General features: G+C 41.1%; 15 protein-coding genes and 1 pseudogene. 7 read left to right on the top strand and 9 right to left on the bottom strand.

Annotated elements, in window-relative coordinates:
- Positions 1–310 precede the first annotated feature (310 nt).
- Positions 311–676, bottom strand: a complete 366-nt coding sequence (locus IQ274_RS29340; protein ID WP_163928489.1) for a hypothetical protein — start codon at positions 674–676, stop codon at positions 311–313.
- 177 nt (positions 677–853) lie between these two features.
- On the opposite strand from IQ274_RS29340, the gene IQ274_RS29335 reads away from it, so the two are divergent.
- From IQ274_RS29335 to IQ274_RS29315, 5 genes are all read left to right on the top strand, one after another.
- Complete coding sequence (locus IQ274_RS29335) at positions 854–1,087, top strand: hypothetical protein (protein WP_194144320.1); 234 nt, start codon at positions 854–856, stop codon at positions 1,085–1,087.
- Positions 1,088–1,587: 500 nt separating this feature from the next.
- Positions 1,588–2,880 carry an ATP-binding protein gene (locus IQ274_RS29330; protein ID WP_194144319.1) on the top strand — a complete coding sequence of 431 codons (1,293 nt, stop codon included), beginning with the start codon at positions 1,588–1,590 and terminating at the stop codon, positions 2,878–2,880.
- On the top strand, positions 2,870–4,699 hold the full coding sequence (locus IQ274_RS29325; protein WP_194144318.1) for a tetratricopeptide repeat protein: 1,830 nt from the start codon (positions 2,870–2,872) through the stop codon (positions 4,697–4,699). The genes IQ274_RS29330 and IQ274_RS29325 overlap by 11 nt, the downstream gene beginning before the upstream one ends.
- Before the next feature lie 49 nt (positions 4,700–4,748).
- Entirely contained in the window at positions 4,749–5,165 is a 417-nt protein-coding gene (locus IQ274_RS29320) for a XisH family protein (RefSeq protein ID WP_194144317.1), read from the top strand.
- Positions 5,153–5,488, top strand: a complete 336-nt coding sequence (locus IQ274_RS29315) for a XisI protein (protein ID WP_163928493.1) — start codon at positions 5,153–5,155, stop codon at positions 5,486–5,488. The genes IQ274_RS29320 and IQ274_RS29315 overlap by 13 nt, the downstream gene beginning before the upstream one ends.
- A gap of 97 nt (positions 5,489–5,585) precedes the next feature.
- On the opposite strand, the gene IQ274_RS29310 is transcribed toward IQ274_RS29315, so the two are convergent.
- The 5 genes from IQ274_RS29310 to IQ274_RS29290 all read right to left on the bottom strand — a co-directional run bounded on the left by IQ274_RS29310 (position 5,586) and on the right by IQ274_RS29290 (position 12,579).
- Positions 5,586–6,662, bottom strand: a complete 1,077-nt coding sequence (locus IQ274_RS29310) for a PstS family phosphate ABC transporter substrate-binding protein (RefSeq protein WP_194144316.1) — start codon at positions 6,660–6,662, stop codon at positions 5,586–5,588.
- A 254-nt stretch (positions 6,663–6,916) separates the two neighbouring features.
- A complete protein-coding gene (locus IQ274_RS29305; protein ID WP_228058433.1) occupies positions 6,917–8,200 on the bottom strand; it encodes a serine/threonine-protein kinase in 1,284 nt (427 codons plus the stop codon).
- 772 nt (positions 8,201–8,972) lie between these two features.
- Positions 8,973–9,599, bottom strand: a complete 627-nt coding sequence (locus tag IQ274_RS29300) for a cytochrome c oxidase subunit 3 (protein ID WP_114080407.1) — start codon at positions 9,597–9,599, stop codon at positions 8,973–8,975.
- Positions 9,600–9,689: 90 nt separating this feature from the next.
- Positions 9,690–11,426 (bottom strand): cytochrome c oxidase subunit I, encoded by a 1,737-nt coding sequence (gene ctaD, locus IQ274_RS29295; protein ID WP_163928518.1) that lies wholly within the window; start codon positions 11,424–11,426, stop codon positions 9,690–9,692.
- A gap of 67 nt (positions 11,427–11,493) precedes the next feature.
- Positions 11,494–12,579, bottom strand: coding sequence for a cytochrome c oxidase subunit II transmembrane domain-containing protein (locus IQ274_RS29290; RefSeq protein ID WP_163928496.1), 1,086 nt, complete (start codon positions 12,577–12,579; stop codon positions 11,494–11,496).
- Between the two features lie 558 nt (positions 12,580–13,137).
- On the opposite strand from IQ274_RS29290, the gene IQ274_RS29285 reads away from it, so the two are divergent.
- Both IQ274_RS29285 and IQ274_RS29280 read left to right on the top strand, forming a co-directional pair.
- A complete protein-coding gene (locus IQ274_RS29285; RefSeq protein ID WP_194144314.1) occupies positions 13,138–14,088 on the top strand; it encodes a COX15/CtaA family protein in 951 nt (316 codons plus the stop codon).
- A 226-nt stretch (positions 14,089–14,314) separates the two neighbouring features.
- Complete coding sequence (locus tag IQ274_RS29280) at positions 14,315–15,268, top strand: heme o synthase (protein WP_163928498.1); 954 nt, start codon at positions 14,315–14,317, stop codon at positions 15,266–15,268.
- 188 nt (positions 15,269–15,456) lie between these two features.
- On the opposite strand, the gene IQ274_RS29275 is transcribed toward IQ274_RS29280, so the two are convergent.
- The 3 genes and pseudogenes from IQ274_RS29275 to IQ274_RS29265 form a co-directional block, all read right to left on the bottom strand.
- On the bottom strand, positions 15,457–15,705 hold the full coding sequence (locus IQ274_RS29275) for a type II toxin-antitoxin system HicA family toxin (protein ID WP_163928499.1): 249 nt from the start codon (positions 15,703–15,705) through the stop codon (positions 15,457–15,459).
- Entirely contained in the window at positions 15,702–15,911 is a 210-nt protein-coding gene (locus tag IQ274_RS29270; RefSeq protein WP_163928500.1) for a 2-oxoisovalerate dehydrogenase E1 subunit beta, read from the bottom strand. Before IQ274_RS29270 ends, IQ274_RS29275 begins: the two co-directional genes overlap by 4 nt.
- A gap of 227 nt (positions 15,912–16,138) precedes the next feature.
- Positions 16,139–16,612 (bottom strand): annotated as a pseudogene (locus IQ274_RS29265) (protein kinase domain-containing protein); the annotation flags it as partial.
- Positions 16,613–16,727 lie beyond the last annotated feature (115 nt).

The raw sequence follows: 16,727 nt of genomic DNA, 5'->3' as shown, positions 1-16,727 counted from the left end.
TATGTAAAATCTCAATGCCCGTACCAGCCACCACCGAATCTAGCGCAGCGTTCCCCAGTTGCGTCAATGTTCACAGTTCCAGTTTTTTGTTAACGATCGCACTTGACATTCAAGACAGTCGCTACGATTATGTCTGATTTAGAGTTTGACGATACCCTTAGTCTATTTGCGATCGCACTCAGCATTCGATTTTGGAATATCAAAAGTCTCTGGAGATGCTTCAGAAGTTAAGCGGTATAAATATAGGCTCGTGGTGCGTTGTCACAAAGGTCAACGCACCCTTATCTGAAGAAGCGGCGAGTCCAAACAATTACTTCACAGATGTTACTGTTTGCTTTACTACTAGACGTGGTTTCTTGCGGTCTGACCTGCGCGTTCCACCAGCCATCCCATATTCATCACTATTTTTGCCATAGCGAGATGCAACATTTAACAGCATTTGCTCAGAATAAGTATTCAACTCTCGTTCTGCTTCTATTAATGCATTGTGTGTCTTATCTACTATTATTTGTGCTTGATTATAAGCGGCTAACTTTTCTCGTAACTCAATTACTTTAGTGTTGTAAGTAGCAATTGAAAACCCATTACTAAAGTCTAACCCAGGGTTAATTGTCTGCATTCCTTCAATCCGTCGTTCAGCTTTAGTCAGTGAGATGGAGTTTCGTTTCCGTTGCATATAGTTTTCCTATTTGGATTTATTTATAAATAACCCTGACTTTATACACTGAGTTATTTATATATCATCAAAATACGCAACAAGCAGATGCACCAGCCACAGTGAAGTTACAGAATTATAAAAGTATTGGATGGCATTAGCCAACTAGATAGATGCGGGTATATTTGCTGAAATTCGTTGAGAAAAGCTAGTTTTGATGTCGCAAAAGCAGGTTTTGATTTCGCAAAAGTAGGTTTTGATTTCGCAAAAGCTGGTTTTGATGTCACAAAAGCAGGTTTTGATGTCACAAAAGCTAGTTTTGATGTCGCAAAAGCTAGTTTTGATGTCGCAAAAGCTAGTTTTGATGTCGCAAAAGCTGGTTTTGATGTCGCAAAAGCTGGTTTTGATGTCGCCGAGCTTTATCTCATGTAGAGACGCGATTGATCGCGTCTAAAAGACTGACACGTTAGAAAGACGCGATAAATCGCCGTCTTTACAAAGAATGTATTCGTCGATTATTCTTTGACAGACTACTAACTAATAGTAACAACAGCTACCATCGCATGGGCTAGAGGGGAATGAGACGAAGCACATTAAAAATTTATTTTTATAACTGAAAATTTTATTTTATTTATATGTTAAGTAGCTTTCAGGATGTTATCTGTATCATCTATCATTCAGTTTAAATTATCGAATGTATCATCTATCATTCAGTCTTATTGATTATTGACCTCTGCTACTCATTGATAGGTTGAAGTTTGGGTATTAGGGCATCTCTTTTTAAGACATAACATACCACTCACTTAGTAGTTATTTATTAACGGAATTTAAGAAGTTCTGTAAGCATACTCTATCCTAGACATTGCCTGAACTTGTGCTTCAAAAATCATGAGCCATTATATGAATAGTTAGCACGTTTACGGCACTATCCAATGTCTGAAGACTTATTAAACTCCTTTCAAGAAGCATACAGCAATCTCGAACTGTTTCCGTTGATGGAACGGAACGAAATGGAAAGATTTAGAGTCGAATATGGTGATGATTTAATTGCAGACCTGAACCAATTAGTGGAAGATAGTCCTAATGGAGATGGCAAAATTGTCTTTACAGGACATCGCGGATGTGGTAAGTCTACTTTATTAGCTGAATTTAGCCGACAGATTCAAGATAAATATTTTGTAGTTCTCTTTTCTATTGCTGACAAAATTGAAATGTCGGCTGTTAATCATATTAATATACTGTTTGCGATCGCAGTTAATTTAATGACGGAGGCAGAGGCACGCAGAGTTGATATTCCACAATCGACAAAAGAAGCTCTTTATAAGTGGTTTGCTACCCGTACTCGCACTGAAGAATCAAATTTGCAAGCAGAAGTTAGTATAGGTTTTGACCTCTTAAAATTGATTAGCTCTAAATTAAAAGCTGATGCTAGCGTTCGGGATGAAATTAAGCAAGAATTTGAACGCAAGTTATCAGATTTAGTTGCCAGAATTAATGAAATTGCTGCTTTAATTCAAGCTGCAACTAAACAAAATGTTTTGGTAATTATTGATGATTTAGATAAACTTGACTTAGGCAGAGTGAACGAAATTTATCGAGATAACATTAAAGCTCTGTGTCAACCTAACTTTCAAATTATCTACACTATCCCCATTGCAGTACTTAGAGAAACATTTATCAGCACAATAATTGCCACTGAAACCAACGATCAAGTTGTGGCAATGCCTGTCTTAAAAATATTTGATAAAGGTAAAAATCGCTTCCCTAATGCCCTACCTCGCCCGGAAGCAACAAAGATTCTCGGTGAAGTTTTGCAAAAACGGATTCCTAGTGAATTAATCGCAGCAGAAACGGCTGAAAAAATCGTAATTTACAGTGGTGGTGTATTACGAGAATTAATTCGGATTTCTAAGGAATGCTGCCGCATTTGTTTGCGGATGATCCGGCGAAATCCCTCAGCCAAAGTTATCATTGATGATAAAATTCTTCTGCAAGCAATCAATAAAATTCGCAATGATTTTTCCATACGTTTAGGAAAAACTGATATCGATATTTTGCAGAGCGTTTATGAACAATTTATGCCCAATGATCCCAAACAAGCAGAGTTTTTGGATCTACTACATGGGCTGTATGTTCTAGAATATCGTACTGATGAAACTTGGTACGATGTTCATCCAATTATTATCGAAAGCTTGAAAAGACAGGGAGCTATTAATGTTGAATGAAGAATTATTAGATGATGAAGGAGAAAATCAAGATGCGTATGATGATTTAATTGTTTCTATTGAAGCTCAAAAACGGGGATTAAATTTACTGATTGCAGTTTGCGATGATGCTAGCTTTCGTGATGAGATTATTGCTCAATATGAAGCTGAACTACAACCCGCTTTTCGTGCATATCGAGTAACTTTAGCACGTCAAGAACCAAGCCTGAAAGCTGCTCTTAACCAACTGGTACAACAAGAAGAATATCTCCGTCAGCAAAACCTGGCGGTGATTACTGTCACAGGTGCTGAACAACTGTATTTTCTCAGGTTGGGAAATGAGCAATCAGAACAGGAAAAGTTTTTTGGTTACTTACAGTGGACAAGGGAAGGATTGCGCGAATTTCCATTTGCGATCGTGCTTTGGGTAACTAACCAAATTTTAGTTAACCTGATTAAAAAAGCGCCTGATTTTTGGAGTTGGCGTAATGGTGTATTTCGGTTTGAATCTCAAAAGACAAATGCTATTCCTGGTAAAGAATTAGAAAATATCCGCTTTGTTTTTAGAGACACAGAATTAGCTAGTACAGATACTAATGAAACTAATCGCTTTTTCTTACCCATTCAAGATTTACAAAGGTTAATCGAGAAAATAGAACAAGAGCGGGGAACTAAAGACCCCACCTTGGCTACTTTATACTCAAGATTGGGCGATATTTACCACAGCAGATTAGATCGGGGTGAATCTCAAAATTATCAAGAAGAACAGGAATTAGCAATTAAATATTGGCGACAGGCGAGTGAGCTACAAAATGAATTAGGTTTGCAGATAGATTTAGCTAATAGCCTCAACAATTTAGCCGGAATCTATCGTGCAACAGGACAGTACAGCGAAGCCGAACCTTTATATAAACAAGCTTTAGAACTAAGGAAACGCCTGCTAGGAGACAATCATCCTTCTTTTGCTACTAGCCTGAATAATTTGGCGGGACTTTACAAATCTACTGGACAATATGCTAAAGCAGAACTCTTATACCAACAAGCTTTGGAACTGAGGAAACGTCTGTGGGGAGAAAACCATGCGGATGTCGCCGTCAGTTTGAACAATTTGGCATTACTATATGATGAACAAGGACGTTATGACGAAGCAGAACCTTTGTATCTGCAATCATTAGAACTTGAAAAACGTTTGGTTGGTGAAAATCATATTTCTTTCGCTCTTATACTGAATAATTTAGCGCTACTTTATTATCATCAAGGACGTTACAGTGAAGCTGAACCGTTGTCACAACAAGCAATAGAATTAGATAAGCGATTTTTGGGAGAAGAGAATCCTGATGTTGCAACAGATTTACACAATTTAGGATTGATATACCGCGCTCAAGGACGCTACGATCAAGCAGAATCTTTGTTTTTAGAATCCTTGGAACTGAAGCAGCGTCTATTGCAAAAGGCGCATCCACTTTTAGCAGATACTATCTATGCTCTTGGTTATATGTACAGGGAGCAAGGACGCTACAATGAAGCGGAATCTTTATGTATAAAAGCCTTAGAACTTGATAAGCACCTATTGGGAGAAAATCATCCCAATGTTGCCGAAAGTCTCAATAATCTGGCAGAAATTTATCGTGCAACTGGACGTTATGATGAAGCAGAACCGCTTTATTTGCAAGCTTTAAATATTTGTGAGCGAATCTGGGGTGTAAATCATCACCGTAGTGTCTCTATTAGTCAAAATCTAGAAAAACTTGCCACAGCAATGCAGAATAATGGAGAGTGTGATGTCTTGTCTACGACACGCTGCGCAAACGACAACCCCTTTGGGGAACCCATTGCATAGAGCAACAATATCATTTTAGGTTAATCTGGCCTAATCTAGAGATAGCAACATGGCTAAAGATGTTTTTCATCAACAGCTTAAAAAAGCATTAATTAAGGATGGGTGGATAATTACTCACGATCCTTTTACAATTCGTATTAGTGAAGCAATTAAACTACAAATAGACTTAGTGGCTGAAAATGCCATTGCCGCAGAACGTAATACAGAAAAAATAGCTGTTGAAATTAAGAGTTTTATTGCAGATTCAGATATCAGTGAATTTCATACTGCACTAGGACAATATCTAAATTACTGCCAAGCTATTGAAGAACAAGAAGTAGACAGAGCGCTTTACCTAGCAGTTCCTATCGAAACATATCAAGACTTTTTTCAACTTTCTTTTGTCCAACGCGCTCTTCATCGTTACCAAGTTAAGTTGATAGTTTACGACCCAAGATGTGAGGAAATTCGACTATGGATAAAATAGAACGCTATCGACAACTTATCAAACAAGTATTGAGCGAACATCAACAAATAGCATCTAATAGCGATACAGTAAATTCACAATTAATTTTAGACAATGAAAATGATCATTATCAACTAGCTTATGTTGGCTGGCAAGGAGATAAGCGGGTGTTTGGCCCGGTCATGCATTTTGATATTCAAAATGAGAAAATATGGATTCAGTATAATGGTACAGAAGAGTCTGTTGCTGAACGATTGGTTGAGTTAGGTGTACCCCGTTCTGATATTGTGATTGGGTTTCATTCTCCTTTTAAACGCCAATTTACTTCTTATGCTGTCGAGTAAATGTAAATATTTTCAACTTAGAGCTTCTATAAGAACCCCGACTTCTCTAAGAAGTCGGGGTTCTTGGGGAAGGGGACTTAATTGTCATCCAAATCTACTAGTCAACACTGACGAAACCAGCTTGCTCAATTGCTCTTTGTCCCTGGTCAGTTAATAAAAGATTGGTGTATGCATCCCCAATTTTCTGTTCCCGACCTTTATTCTGCTTAATAATCACAAACAAATTAGCAATTATGGGATAGCTGCCATTTTTGATAGCTTCTGTATTTAGCTGATTGCGCTGACGCGGACATTGCTCAGGCGACACCATCGGTTCCCGATAGGGGGGAATTAATTGACCAGCTGTCTGACCCAATGGCAAAGCCTTTACACTACATTGAGGCACTACTGAACGAGCAGAACCGTAATATACACCACCAGGGATTTTACTGAGTTGGCGCACTGCCTCTGTAGTAGAGTAGACATATTGCACATTCGAGCCAAGTGTTTGCCCTTTCAAGTCGCTATTGCTAGGGAATATTACTGTATCTGCGTCCTCTGGTCGTTGAGATAAAGGTGTGATGGGTAGGTTTGGCCCACCTACTTGATTCCAGTTAGTAATTTTCCCCAAATAAATCTGCTGCAATTGGTCAACAGTTAAACCTGACACTTTCAGGGATGGGTTGACTACTACTGCTATTCCATCCATACCTACCTGACGTTGCTCAAGGGTAAAGCCTCGCTCTTTTGCCATAGCTTGTTCTTCATCTGTAAGGGGACGAGAAGACTGAGCAAAGTCTAATTTCCCATCAAGTAACATCCGAATGCCTGAGCTAGAACCAGGGCTAGCATTAACAGGGTCTACATAACGTAATTGTAGTTCCGGGCGATCGCTCTGGATCTGAGAATCTACCAATTGCCGAATAGATGCCCAAGCTGTACTTCCTCCGTAGTTAAATGAGGCAGTGGGGACATCTGCAACTGTCTGAAAACTGGATGTGGTACTAGAGACGGTCTTGAAATTTTGATTAGGAGAAGAGTTAACGCTGTTACGGGACAATAAATTCGGCTTTAGTAACCACCAAAGCAGCCCACCAATAACCATAAGTGTCAGCACTTTACCAATAATCAAACCTCTAAGGAAGAGAGCAATTTCGCTGTTAATTAAAGCTTTTTTTTGATTTGTATTGTCCATATTTTTAAATTTTGTTTATTATATTGATCTTACAGGAATCTCTAAGTAATTATCCTAGAATAATTTTTAGAATATTTAGATTTAAATTAAATACGTAATAGCTAGTTAATAGGTATTTTTATGATTGCTGCTAGATTATTAACTTTTTCTAATGTATAGACTCATCTTTGAATTTTGTGAAGTTAGACATATCGCGCTTGCGCTGCGCGCACCACACAAATAAATATGGCCATACCACGCTGCGCGAACAGAAATTAAAGTGGACTGCTATCATGAGATTCAATTTGCTTTTTAATAATTTTTGCAATGCTGCAATTGTTTTTACAGACTCCTTTTTTAGCTGCTGATTTGATTATTAGGCTATTCACATTGGCATTAGTAAATCGTTGCTCAACCAATTTTTCTATAAAATTATTTAATTGAGTAGGCTGGTTTGGAGACGATGCACCTGTATTAATAAATGTATAGATTAAAATTAATACTATAAAACTAGTGGTAGCGCCAAGCCCTATTCCTAGAAGCAAAAGAAAGTTTCTATAATTTAGCAAATAAGTATCATCAGCATTTTGGTTGATGCCAGCAGATTCTGATGACTGTGGCAACAGTAGAGCAGAATTAAGTGCTTGCAAAGCTTCTGTAGCAGATTGATAACGCTGATTGTAGCGATCGCGAACCATTGTATCTAAAATATTTGCAAGAGCATCACTTACCTGTACCTGATCGCGCCAGAGAACTTCTCCAGTATTGGGATCTTCTTTTATTTGCTCAGGAATTAAACCTGTCAAAGCTTGAATGCCTATCATCCCTACTGCGTAGATATCGCTGCAAAGTTTTGGCTTTCCTTTAGCCTGTTCGCTTGGCATATAACCAGGAGTCCCAACAGCAATTGTTAAACCTGCTCCCAAAGCACCAATTTTCTTAATACTCCCAAAGTCAATTAGCACAATCTTCTGATCGGAGTGCCGCCGCATCAAATTTTGGGGCTTAATATCTCTATGAATAATGTTATTTTGGTGAACGAATGCCAGCACTTCCAGGATGTCTTTTAATAAACTTAAGACTGCATTCTCGCTCAGACGCTGACCTGATACAATTTCTTGGGTTAACGCATGACCATCAATAAATTCTTGGACTAAATAGAAATCTCCATCTTCATCAAAATGGGCAAACAGTCTAGGAATTTGATCGTGGTCGTTGCCTAGCTGGTATAAAACTTCCGCTTCCCGATCAAATAACTTTTTAGCGATGGGTAGAACAGCGGGATTGGAATCTTTTGGTTGGAAATGTTTTACCACACAATGGGGTTGTCCTGGTAAATCTAGGTCTACAGCTAAGTATGTATCACCAGAGCCTCCACTTCCTAAGTGTTTGATAATTTCAAAGCGATTCCGAAGTGTTTTTCTGGGGAGAGAGTATTGATCCCTGTTACCTCTAGCACCTGCTAACAAGTAAGTATTACCAGAACCTCCGCTTTCCAGCAGTTTGACAGTCTCAAAGCGACTCCGAAGTTTTTTTCTAACTAGAGGGTTCTGGCTCATGTGGCGTATACTACTTGTTAATTTACTGACCATTCAGAGCTTGGGTGAGGTATGAATACCTGCCGCTAGATTTGTTCCTATTTGAGGAAGCTAGCTTCTCAGTCAAACCATACTTTGGAGCATTTTCATGGCTAACTCCTTGATTTGGTTAATTTGATACCTTTACAGATATCTTAATATAAAGATAAAGTTTATTTTTGGAATAATTCAATAATTTTATCTCTTAAGTAAATTTAATACTAGCCTCCAGTATTTATAACAGTATATTAACTGGTTATTCAATAGGGTCCAAAAAACATCCAACTTTTCCGACTTTTCCGACCTTTTAGTTGCGTCTATAGTACAATACGCTTGGGTTAAGAGCTACTGGCAAAAATTTTGGGTTTTGAGACGCGATAAATCGCCGTCTCTACAAGTGTTTTGGTCTTATCTGAACTGTATTGTATTGGTCTATAGTAATCCGCTTTGATTTTTGTTCGCGCAGTGTGGTGTAGCAATATTTACTTGCATTGGAAGGTAAGAGGCAAGAGACAATTTGAAAAAAAGCTTTTTGAATTGTACAAGGTTTTTTAAAATATCAAATACAAGTACTATATATTACTTGCAATAAGTCAGTTGCATTTAAAAAAGTAATCGTGTGAGTAGTTTAAGCTTGTTTTAGTATATTTTCTATAAACCTTGCTAAGTAAAAAATAAAATATTAATTAAAAAAGCCCCCAATAGGGGGCATATTAAGTTGTTCGCGTGGAGTAAACAACTAAATAATTAATACTCACAGGAGATAGAGTAATCCGAACAAAATAATCCAAATCACGTCAACGAAGTGCCAGTAGATTTCGGCTGCTTCAATACCAAAGTGCTTTTCGTCACTATAGTGACCCGGAAGGCGCGATCGCCACAACACGGCAACAATGGCCAAAACGCCAATGGTAACGTGCAATCCGTGGAAACCAGTCAAAACGTAAAATGCACTAGCAAATAAATTGGTAGTTAAACCAAATTCTAAATGGGTATATTCATATACTTGACCCACTAAGAAAGTAGCGCCCATCACGGCGGTAATTGCTAACCAGATTCGCGCACCTCGCGTATCGTTCTTTTTAATAGCAGTGTCAGCATTGTGCATGACAAAACTACTAGAAATTAGATTGATGGTGTTGACTCCAGGTAACAGTAGTTCTAATTCTGGAGTACCTGCTGGCGGCCACACAGGTAAGGTAGCACGGAAAGCTAAGTAGGCTCCGAACAGACCCATAAAAATCATCCCTTCAGCAATCAGGAAGACATATAGCCCAAACAGACGATGGTCTGGATGTTCTTCGTGATGGCCAACGGACGCTTCCACCGCGTGGTGATGATTAAGTTCGGTTTTAGCTGGGTCAATGATTTGACTTTGCATGAATTTTGATGAGTGGGGAATGGGGAATGTGGAATGGGGAATGGGGAGCAGAGGAGAAGAAATTCCTAGTCCCCAGTCCCCAGTCGCAGTTTATTTGCGGTCTTCGGGATTGGCAGCAACGGCTGGATCGGGTTCTGCTCTTAATACTGAATTGGGCCCACCAGACAAGATTGGATTGGGATCGTATAAAGGTACACCTTCATTAGCATGTTCCAAACCGTAGTCGTAGGGGCCTGTAGCCAGCACTGGGGTTTGATCAAAATTTTCGATCGCAGGTGGTGAAGTTGTCATCCATTCTAAGGTAAGTGCCCTCCAAGGATTATTAGCAGCTTTCTCACCGTACAACCAACTCCAAACCGCATTGATGATGAAGGGGAATGTCGAAATTGCCAGTATGTAAGAACCATACGTACAAATTTCGTTCAATGTGGTGAATTTGGGATCATATTGGGCAATGCGGCGATTCATGCCCATTAAACCCAGTTTGTGCATAGGTAAGAAGGTCATGTTTAGACCAACAATAGTCAAGGCAAAATGAACCTTACCCCAAAATTCGTTGATCATCCGTCCCGTCATTTTTGGGAACCAGTGGTAAATGGCGGCAAAAATCCCTAGAACGCTACCACCAAATAGCACATAGTGCAAGTGGGCTACCACAAAATAGGTGTCGTGAACGTGAATGTCAAAGGGCACTGCTGCCAACATCACGCCACTGATACCGCCGATTACAAAAGTGCCGACAAAGCCGATGGCGAACAACATCGCACTGTTAAGCTGGATTTTTCCACCCCACATGGTTGCTAACCAGCTAAATATTTTAATCCCTGTGGGTACGGCGATGATCATGGTGGTGATCATAAAAAACATCCGCAACCAGCCGGGGATACCACTGGTAAACATGTGGTGCGCCCAGACGATTAGCCCCAAAAAGCTGATTGCTAGAGATGAATAAGCGATCGCTTTATAGCCAAAAATCGGCTTGCGGGAATGCACGGGGATAATTTCTGAAATTGCTCCAAAGAAGGGCAAAATCATGATGTAAACGGCTGGGTGGGAGTAAAACCAGAACATGTGCTGGTATACAACCGGGTCGCCACCGCCAGTTGGGTTAAAAAATGTTGTCCCGGCAATTAAGTCAAAGGAAAGCAGAATCAGACCTGCTGCTAGAACTGGGGTAGATACCAAAACTAGCGCCGAAGTTGCAAACATTGCCCAGCAGAACAAGGGCATTTTGTGTATGTCCATGCTGGGGATACGCATCTTCAGCAATGTCACCAGGAAATTTATCGACCCCAAAATTGAGGACGTACCCAGCAGCAGGACACTCATAATCCAAATGCCTTGCCCCACTTGTCCTGTTACCAAACTCAGGGGAGGGTAGGAAGTCCAACCCGCATCCGGTGCATCGCCTACCGCTAAACTGGCGATCAGCAATATACCCGCAGGGGGGATCATCCAAAAGGCAACAGCATTCAGCCGAGGAAATGCCATATCTTTTGCCCCAATCATCAGGGGAATTAGATAGTTAGCAAACCCTGCCCCGGTTGGCACGATCCACAAGAAAATCATGATCGTGGCGTGTAACGTAAACAGACTATTGTAGACTTCTGGGGTGACAAAATCTACCTCTGGGGTTCGTAGTTCTGTGCGAACCAAGTCAGCCATTACACCGCCAATGCAGTAGAAAATAAACGAAGTGACTAGGTATTGAATCCCAATCACCTTATGGTCGGTTTGAAAGCCAAAGAAGTCTTGCCATTTTCTGATCCCTGGTTCCTCAAGAAGGGCAGGGATATTGGCAGTTTCTTGCAACTGAGCTTGTGTCATAGTCATTAGTCATTAGTCATTAGTCATTGGTCATTAGTCACTGGATTTTGACTAAATAACATATTGACTAATGGTGAACTTGATGAAGGATTTCTGGTTTAATTCCCATGTCCTTGGTGTAAGGAGCAAGAAAATCATTTGGGGATAAATTCGCTGGGTTAACAGCAACGGCTTGATTTAGTGTTTCTTTGCTGGCAACTAGCTGTTCTTGCATCCATTTGGCAAATGCTTCTTCTGACTCAACAACTACTGGCGCTCTCATTGCACCGTGGTAAGGGCCACAAAGTTCGGCACAGATTAGGACATAATCTCCTGCTGTTTTGGGGGTGAAGCGAATCTCGCTTTGTCTACCAGGGATCGCATCTTGTTTCAGGCGGAACTCTGGCACCCAGAAAGCATGGATGACATCGTTGGCTGTCATATTGATTTCCACTTCTCGCCCGATGGGAACGTGCATTTCACCTGTAGTTATACCAGTTTCAGGATAGGTGAAAATCCAGGCATATTGTAGACCTGTGACGTTGACCTGTAATTGTGCTGGTTTGCCTGCTTTATCAGGAGTTCCCCCAATTGTTGGAGCAACACTACCGACACCTGGGGCATTCCGCAGTTGGGGAATTTGGTCAGCATTGCGGACTTCTGCGGTAGCTGGGTCTTGCATTGCCTCATCAGATTTTTCTTGATTGAGGTTAGGCTCGGTGCTAGGAGGAGTATCGCTTAAGGTTGCGGCCATCGCACTTCCAGGCATTGCCATTGACTCCTGATTCATCATCGGCGCTTCATGAATAGCATGAGGATCAAAGCCACCGATTTCGTTGTAGACATCAAAGCTGTAAACAGAAATACCGATAACGATAATTGCTGGGATCGCCGTCCAGAGTATTTCTAGAGGTATATTGCCCTCAACTGGTGGGCCGTCTTCATTGTCACCTGCACGCCGACGGTATTTAAATGCGGAGTAAATCAAAATACCTTCAACTAACAGGAATATACCTGTAGAAACAATCATCATCGCGTTGAACAGACCATCCACCAAGACGGCTTCATCCGTGGCTGCTGCTGGCAACAGACCGTGATTTTGACCGTACCAAAGGCTGGCTAGCGTTAGCACGATGCCAATGAGTAATGTCCAGATTGAACTTGGAATCTTCACGGCTTACTTAATTGAATTTACTACGTTATCTTAAAGCTGCCCACTTACTAAGGTAGTCTAGGCTGGAAGGCATAGAGTCCAAAGGTCTGAAATTTTTATTAATTTTTTTAACTATTTTACTAATATTGGGTACAAGGTGACTATCAGGAGGCAGAAGGCAGGAGGCAGGGGGCAGGAGGTAGAGGGGAGGAGTAACCCAGATGCATTTAAAAGCATGGGTATTGAACCACTGGATTTTATACTCAAAACTGAAGTTTCCATTCATTTTCATTCATAATTATTTCCTCCTGCCTCCTGCCCCCTAACTCCTGCCTTCTCCTAAAATCAGTGGAAAAATTTAAGGAAAAATTTAGAATGTTTAAATTAATTGTGATTAATCAATTTTTCACATCTTGAAAAATACCTAAAGCTTCAGGCAGAACCTTCCTAGAGTGATTCAAAGTATAAGTGAGTGCTAATCTATAAACCCTTAGCCTATACGCTAGGGTGAAGATGGGACACTAAAAGAAAATTGAAAATTTTAAGAGAGCCACCAAGAGCGGGCAGAAGGTATCATTCATGAGCGAATTTGTCCTACAACAACAAAATGAAGCGGCAGTTGAGCAGCAAAAGCCCAAGGAAATGATTCGGCGCTTGGTGTGGAAAATGTGCATAGCCACCTTAATTTTGATGGCAATAGGCAGTGCCACCCGCGTGATGAATGCTGGACTTGCTTGCCCAGACTGGCCCTTATGCTATGGCGAACTCGTGCCAGCCAAGCAAATGAATCTCCAGGTGTTCCTAGAGTGGTTTCACAGATTGGATGCAGCTTTAATTGGTTTAAGCGCGATCGCACTTTTTGGTTTGTCCTGGTGGCATCGTCGTTTCTTACCCAGATGGCTGCCTTGGGCATCCACATTCGCCCTATTTTTAATCGTCTTCCAAGGCATCTTGGGAGGACTCACCGTTACCGAACTGTTGCGGTTTGATATTGTTACTGCTCATTTAGGAACGGCGCTGTTATTTTTTTGCACCCTCTTGATTATCGGCACGGCACTCACTCCCTATCAGGGGACTGGAACCGTTGGTAAGTTGCCTTGGGTAGGTTTAACTGCTGCTATTCTGGTTTACCTGCAAAGTCTGCTAGGTGCTTTGGTAGGCTCTCGCTGGGCACTACACCAATGCTTCGGTGGTTCTCAACTTTGTACTGTAATGTACAGCCATATTGCTGGTTTGGTGCCGCCAACAGTCACAACCTTGGCAATGGTATTTATCTGTTGGCGTACACCAGCACTACATCCAGCCTTGCGGCGACTGGCAAATATAGCTGGTGGTTTGTTGACCTTACAAATTTTGTTGGGATTTGCCACTTTCAAATTACATCTCCAAGTCGAGCCTCTCACCGTCTCCCACCAAGCTATAGGAGCAGCTTTGTTAGGTACTTTGGTGGCTTTCACAGTTCTCGCACAGCGTGACTCAGTTAGTGCTGAGTACACAAGTGCTGAGTCACGAGTGCTGAGTGCTGAGTAAGGAATGGGGAAGATGAGGAAGACGAGGGAGATGAGGGGGCAGAGGAAGAATTTCTATCTAACTCATAACTCCTAACTCAGCACGGGCTAAACCTTAGCTATCCGCTAACAGCACTAATGATGCAACCTACCCAGGGACAGAAAATCTGTGTTTTTATTTGCCTGAAAGAGCCAGCTTGAGCGTGGGCTGCATATAAGTTGTTGAAAAATAAGGAACCAGAGCCAAAATGATTGAGACTAATGTCTCTCGCCACCACGAAACGTTTTTCCAGGTAGTTCAAAGTTATTACCAGCTAACAAAGCCTCGGATTATTCCGTTGCTTTTGATTACCACGGCTGGGAGTATGTGGATTGCTGCTAAGGGAGAAGTAGACCCATTGCTGTTGCTAGTAACTCTCACTGGTGGCACTTTGGCTGCTGCAAGCGCCCAGACGATTAACTGTATCTACGATCGCGATATTGATTATGACATGGAGCGGACGCGCCATCGTCCGATGCCTTCCGGTAAGGTGCAGCCACGCGATGCTCTAATTTTTGCGATCGCACTGGCAACGATTTCCTTTACACTCTTGGCAGTATTTGCCAATCTGTTAGCCGCGCTGCTAGCTTTCTCTGGCATAGTTTTTTATATTTTGGTCTATACCCACTGGCTGAAACGCCACACCCCTCAGAATATTGTTGTTGGTGGTGCGGCTGGGGCAATTCCGGCTTTAGTGGGTTGGGCCGCTGTCACGGGGACATTAAGCTGGTCAGCATGGCTGATTTTTGCCATCGTCTTTTTATGGACACCACCCCATTTCTGGGCGCTAGCTCTGATGATTAAAGATGACTACGCAAAAGTTGGGATACCAATGTTACCTGTGATTGAAGGTACTACGGCAACTGTAAAGCAGATTTGGTATTATACGCTGCTAACAGTAATTGCAACCGTGTTATTGGTTTATCCTTTGGGCGCAAGTGGAATTCTTTATGCTGCGATCGCTGTAATTCTGGGAGGATTATTTATCCACAAATCTTGGCGTTTGTTGCAAAATCCAGAGGATCGCGCTGTAGCTAAAGAGTTGTTTCTCTTTTCGATCTCCTACATGATGCTGTTGTGTCTGGGGATGGTAGTTGATAGTCTTCCCGTTACCCATAATTTAATTAGTGCGGTGAGTAATCATCTGCATTTTATTGGTTAGGGGATGCAAAATTTCGCGATCGCGTTTGGTAAAGGGGCGCGATCGCATTTTCAGAAATTAAAAAATATACATAATAATTAGAGTTTGGCGGATTTGCGATTTCTACGATGGGCTACGCCTACGCGAGTAAAGTTTCAATCATAAGTGAATTTATTAAACATTAATTACACTTACCTATTTATCCGTTTTTAATAGCTATAGAAAAAGCAACGCAAGTAATTGTCACGAGTGAAACCAGCATGAGCAGCAACATCTCTCAGTATGGCGTTAAGAGTACCAATTTTAATCGGGTCATGAGCGGGAACTGTAATATGATGCTCACCATTCTGTTGAGTAGTTAACCGAATGTGGCTGCCCTTTTGATGACTGACCTCGTATCCTAGATGAGCAAGAGCGTTAACTAATTCTGAACCAGATAAGTCTCGTGGGAGCTTCAAGAAGCTATTACCTCATCACGTACTATGTGTAACCGAATAATTTTAGGACGGTTATGTTCATTAGGAAAATGACAATGAACCGCATCACGGATCATTTCGCGTAGTGTTTCTATATCCTCAGCCTGAGTAAAAATGGACTCGGTTAAAGCTCTAGCTGTATAACCACCATCTGGATCATCTTCAACGAGAAATACAATTTCAGTCATAGCGAATCTTTCCTTAATTACTAAATTCTACAATTCACAAGTCTTGATGTAAGGGCAGAGAGTGTTTTTCTTCTTCCATCTAATCTCATACTCCATATCGCTCTGAGTAGTTGTCCTACCGGAGCAGCTAATGTAAATGATAGAAATTCATAAGGCTTCCAATTATTTTTAATCCGCCATCCTAGAGACTCACCGAAATATTTCCAGGTTTCCAAATCTAAGTCAGGACGTTCATGGATAAACTTCAGGATAGGCAATAAATCAGTTAAAAGCTGTTTTATCTTTTCTTCGCTAAAAGCTCCCTTCTGCTGCAATTCTTGTAATAAATTCTGCCCCTGAATCAACTCTTGCACCAAATAAAGCCGCTTATCCTGTTCAAAATAAGCAATCAGGTGGGGAATTTGCGGGTGTTCTCCCAAGTCATAGAGACGCTTCGCCTCTTGCTTAAATAACTCCGTTGCTTTCTCAAGTGCAGCTGTTCCTTGAACTTGCGGGACAAATTGCTTAATTACGCAAGGTTCGTCTATCTTATCTGCATCCCTAGCTTCATAAGTTTTGCTAAATCCACCCTCACCCAAAAGTCGTATTACCCGGAAACGGTTTCTGAGTAATGACGTGAGTGTTTGTCCACACTTAATACAAAACTTATTGTCATCAGTATTAAAAGGATTTGAACAACTGGAATTAGAACAGTAAAGCATATTTGGGAATAAGCAGATAGTGTCTATTAAGTTTTCCCATTTTCTGTTTACTAGGTTTCACGAGTCTTTATATTATTGAGCAGATTTACTTCTCGTGGCGGCTACAGTCTCAAGT

It is taken from the genome of Nostoc sp. LEGE 12447 (assembly GCF_015206985.1).
Lineage (GTDB): Bacteria > Cyanobacteriota > Cyanobacteriia > Cyanobacteriales > Nostocaceae > Nostoc.
This window is presented reverse-complemented; position numbering and strand designations above follow the sequence as displayed.

Coding starts and splice junctions, on each gene's coding strand:
- IQ274_RS29340 (WP_163928489.1), bottom strand. CDS start 676: ATGCAACGGAAACGAAACTCCATCTCACTGACTAAAGCTGAACGACGG.
- IQ274_RS29330 (WP_194144319.1), top strand. CDS start 1,588: ATGTCTGAAGACTTATTAAACTCCTTTCAAGAAGCATACAGCAATCTC.
- IQ274_RS29325 (WP_194144318.1), top strand. CDS start 2,870: ATGTTGAATGAAGAATTATTAGATGATGAAGGAGAAAATCAAGATGCG.
- IQ274_RS29320 (WP_194144317.1), top strand. CDS start 4,749: ATGGCTAAAGATGTTTTTCATCAACAGCTTAAAAAAGCATTAATTAAG.
- IQ274_RS29315 (WP_163928493.1), top strand. CDS start 5,153: ATGGATAAAATAGAACGCTATCGACAACTTATCAAACAAGTATTGAGC.
- IQ274_RS29310 (WP_194144316.1), bottom strand. CDS start 6,662: ATGGACAATACAAATCAAAAAAAAGCTTTAATTAACAGCGAAATTGCT.
- IQ274_RS29305 (WP_228058433.1), bottom strand. CDS start 8,200: ATGAGCCAGAACCCTCTAGTTAGAAAAAAACTTCGGAGTCGCTTTGAG.
- IQ274_RS29300 (WP_114080407.1), bottom strand. CDS start 9,599: ATGCAAAGTCAAATCATTGACCCAGCTAAAACCGAACTTAATCATCAC.
- ctaD (WP_163928518.1), bottom strand. CDS start 11,426: ATGACACAAGCTCAGTTGCAAGAAACTGCCAATATCCCTGCCCTTCTT.
- IQ274_RS29285 (WP_194144314.1), top strand. CDS start 13,138: ATGAGCGAATTTGTCCTACAACAACAAAATGAAGCGGCAGTTGAGCAG.
- IQ274_RS29280 (WP_163928498.1), top strand. CDS start 14,315: ATGATTGAGACTAATGTCTCTCGCCACCACGAAACGTTTTTCCAGGTA.
- IQ274_RS29270 (WP_163928500.1), bottom strand. CDS start 15,911: ATGACTGAAATTGTATTTCTCGTTGAAGATGATCCAGATGGTGGTTAT.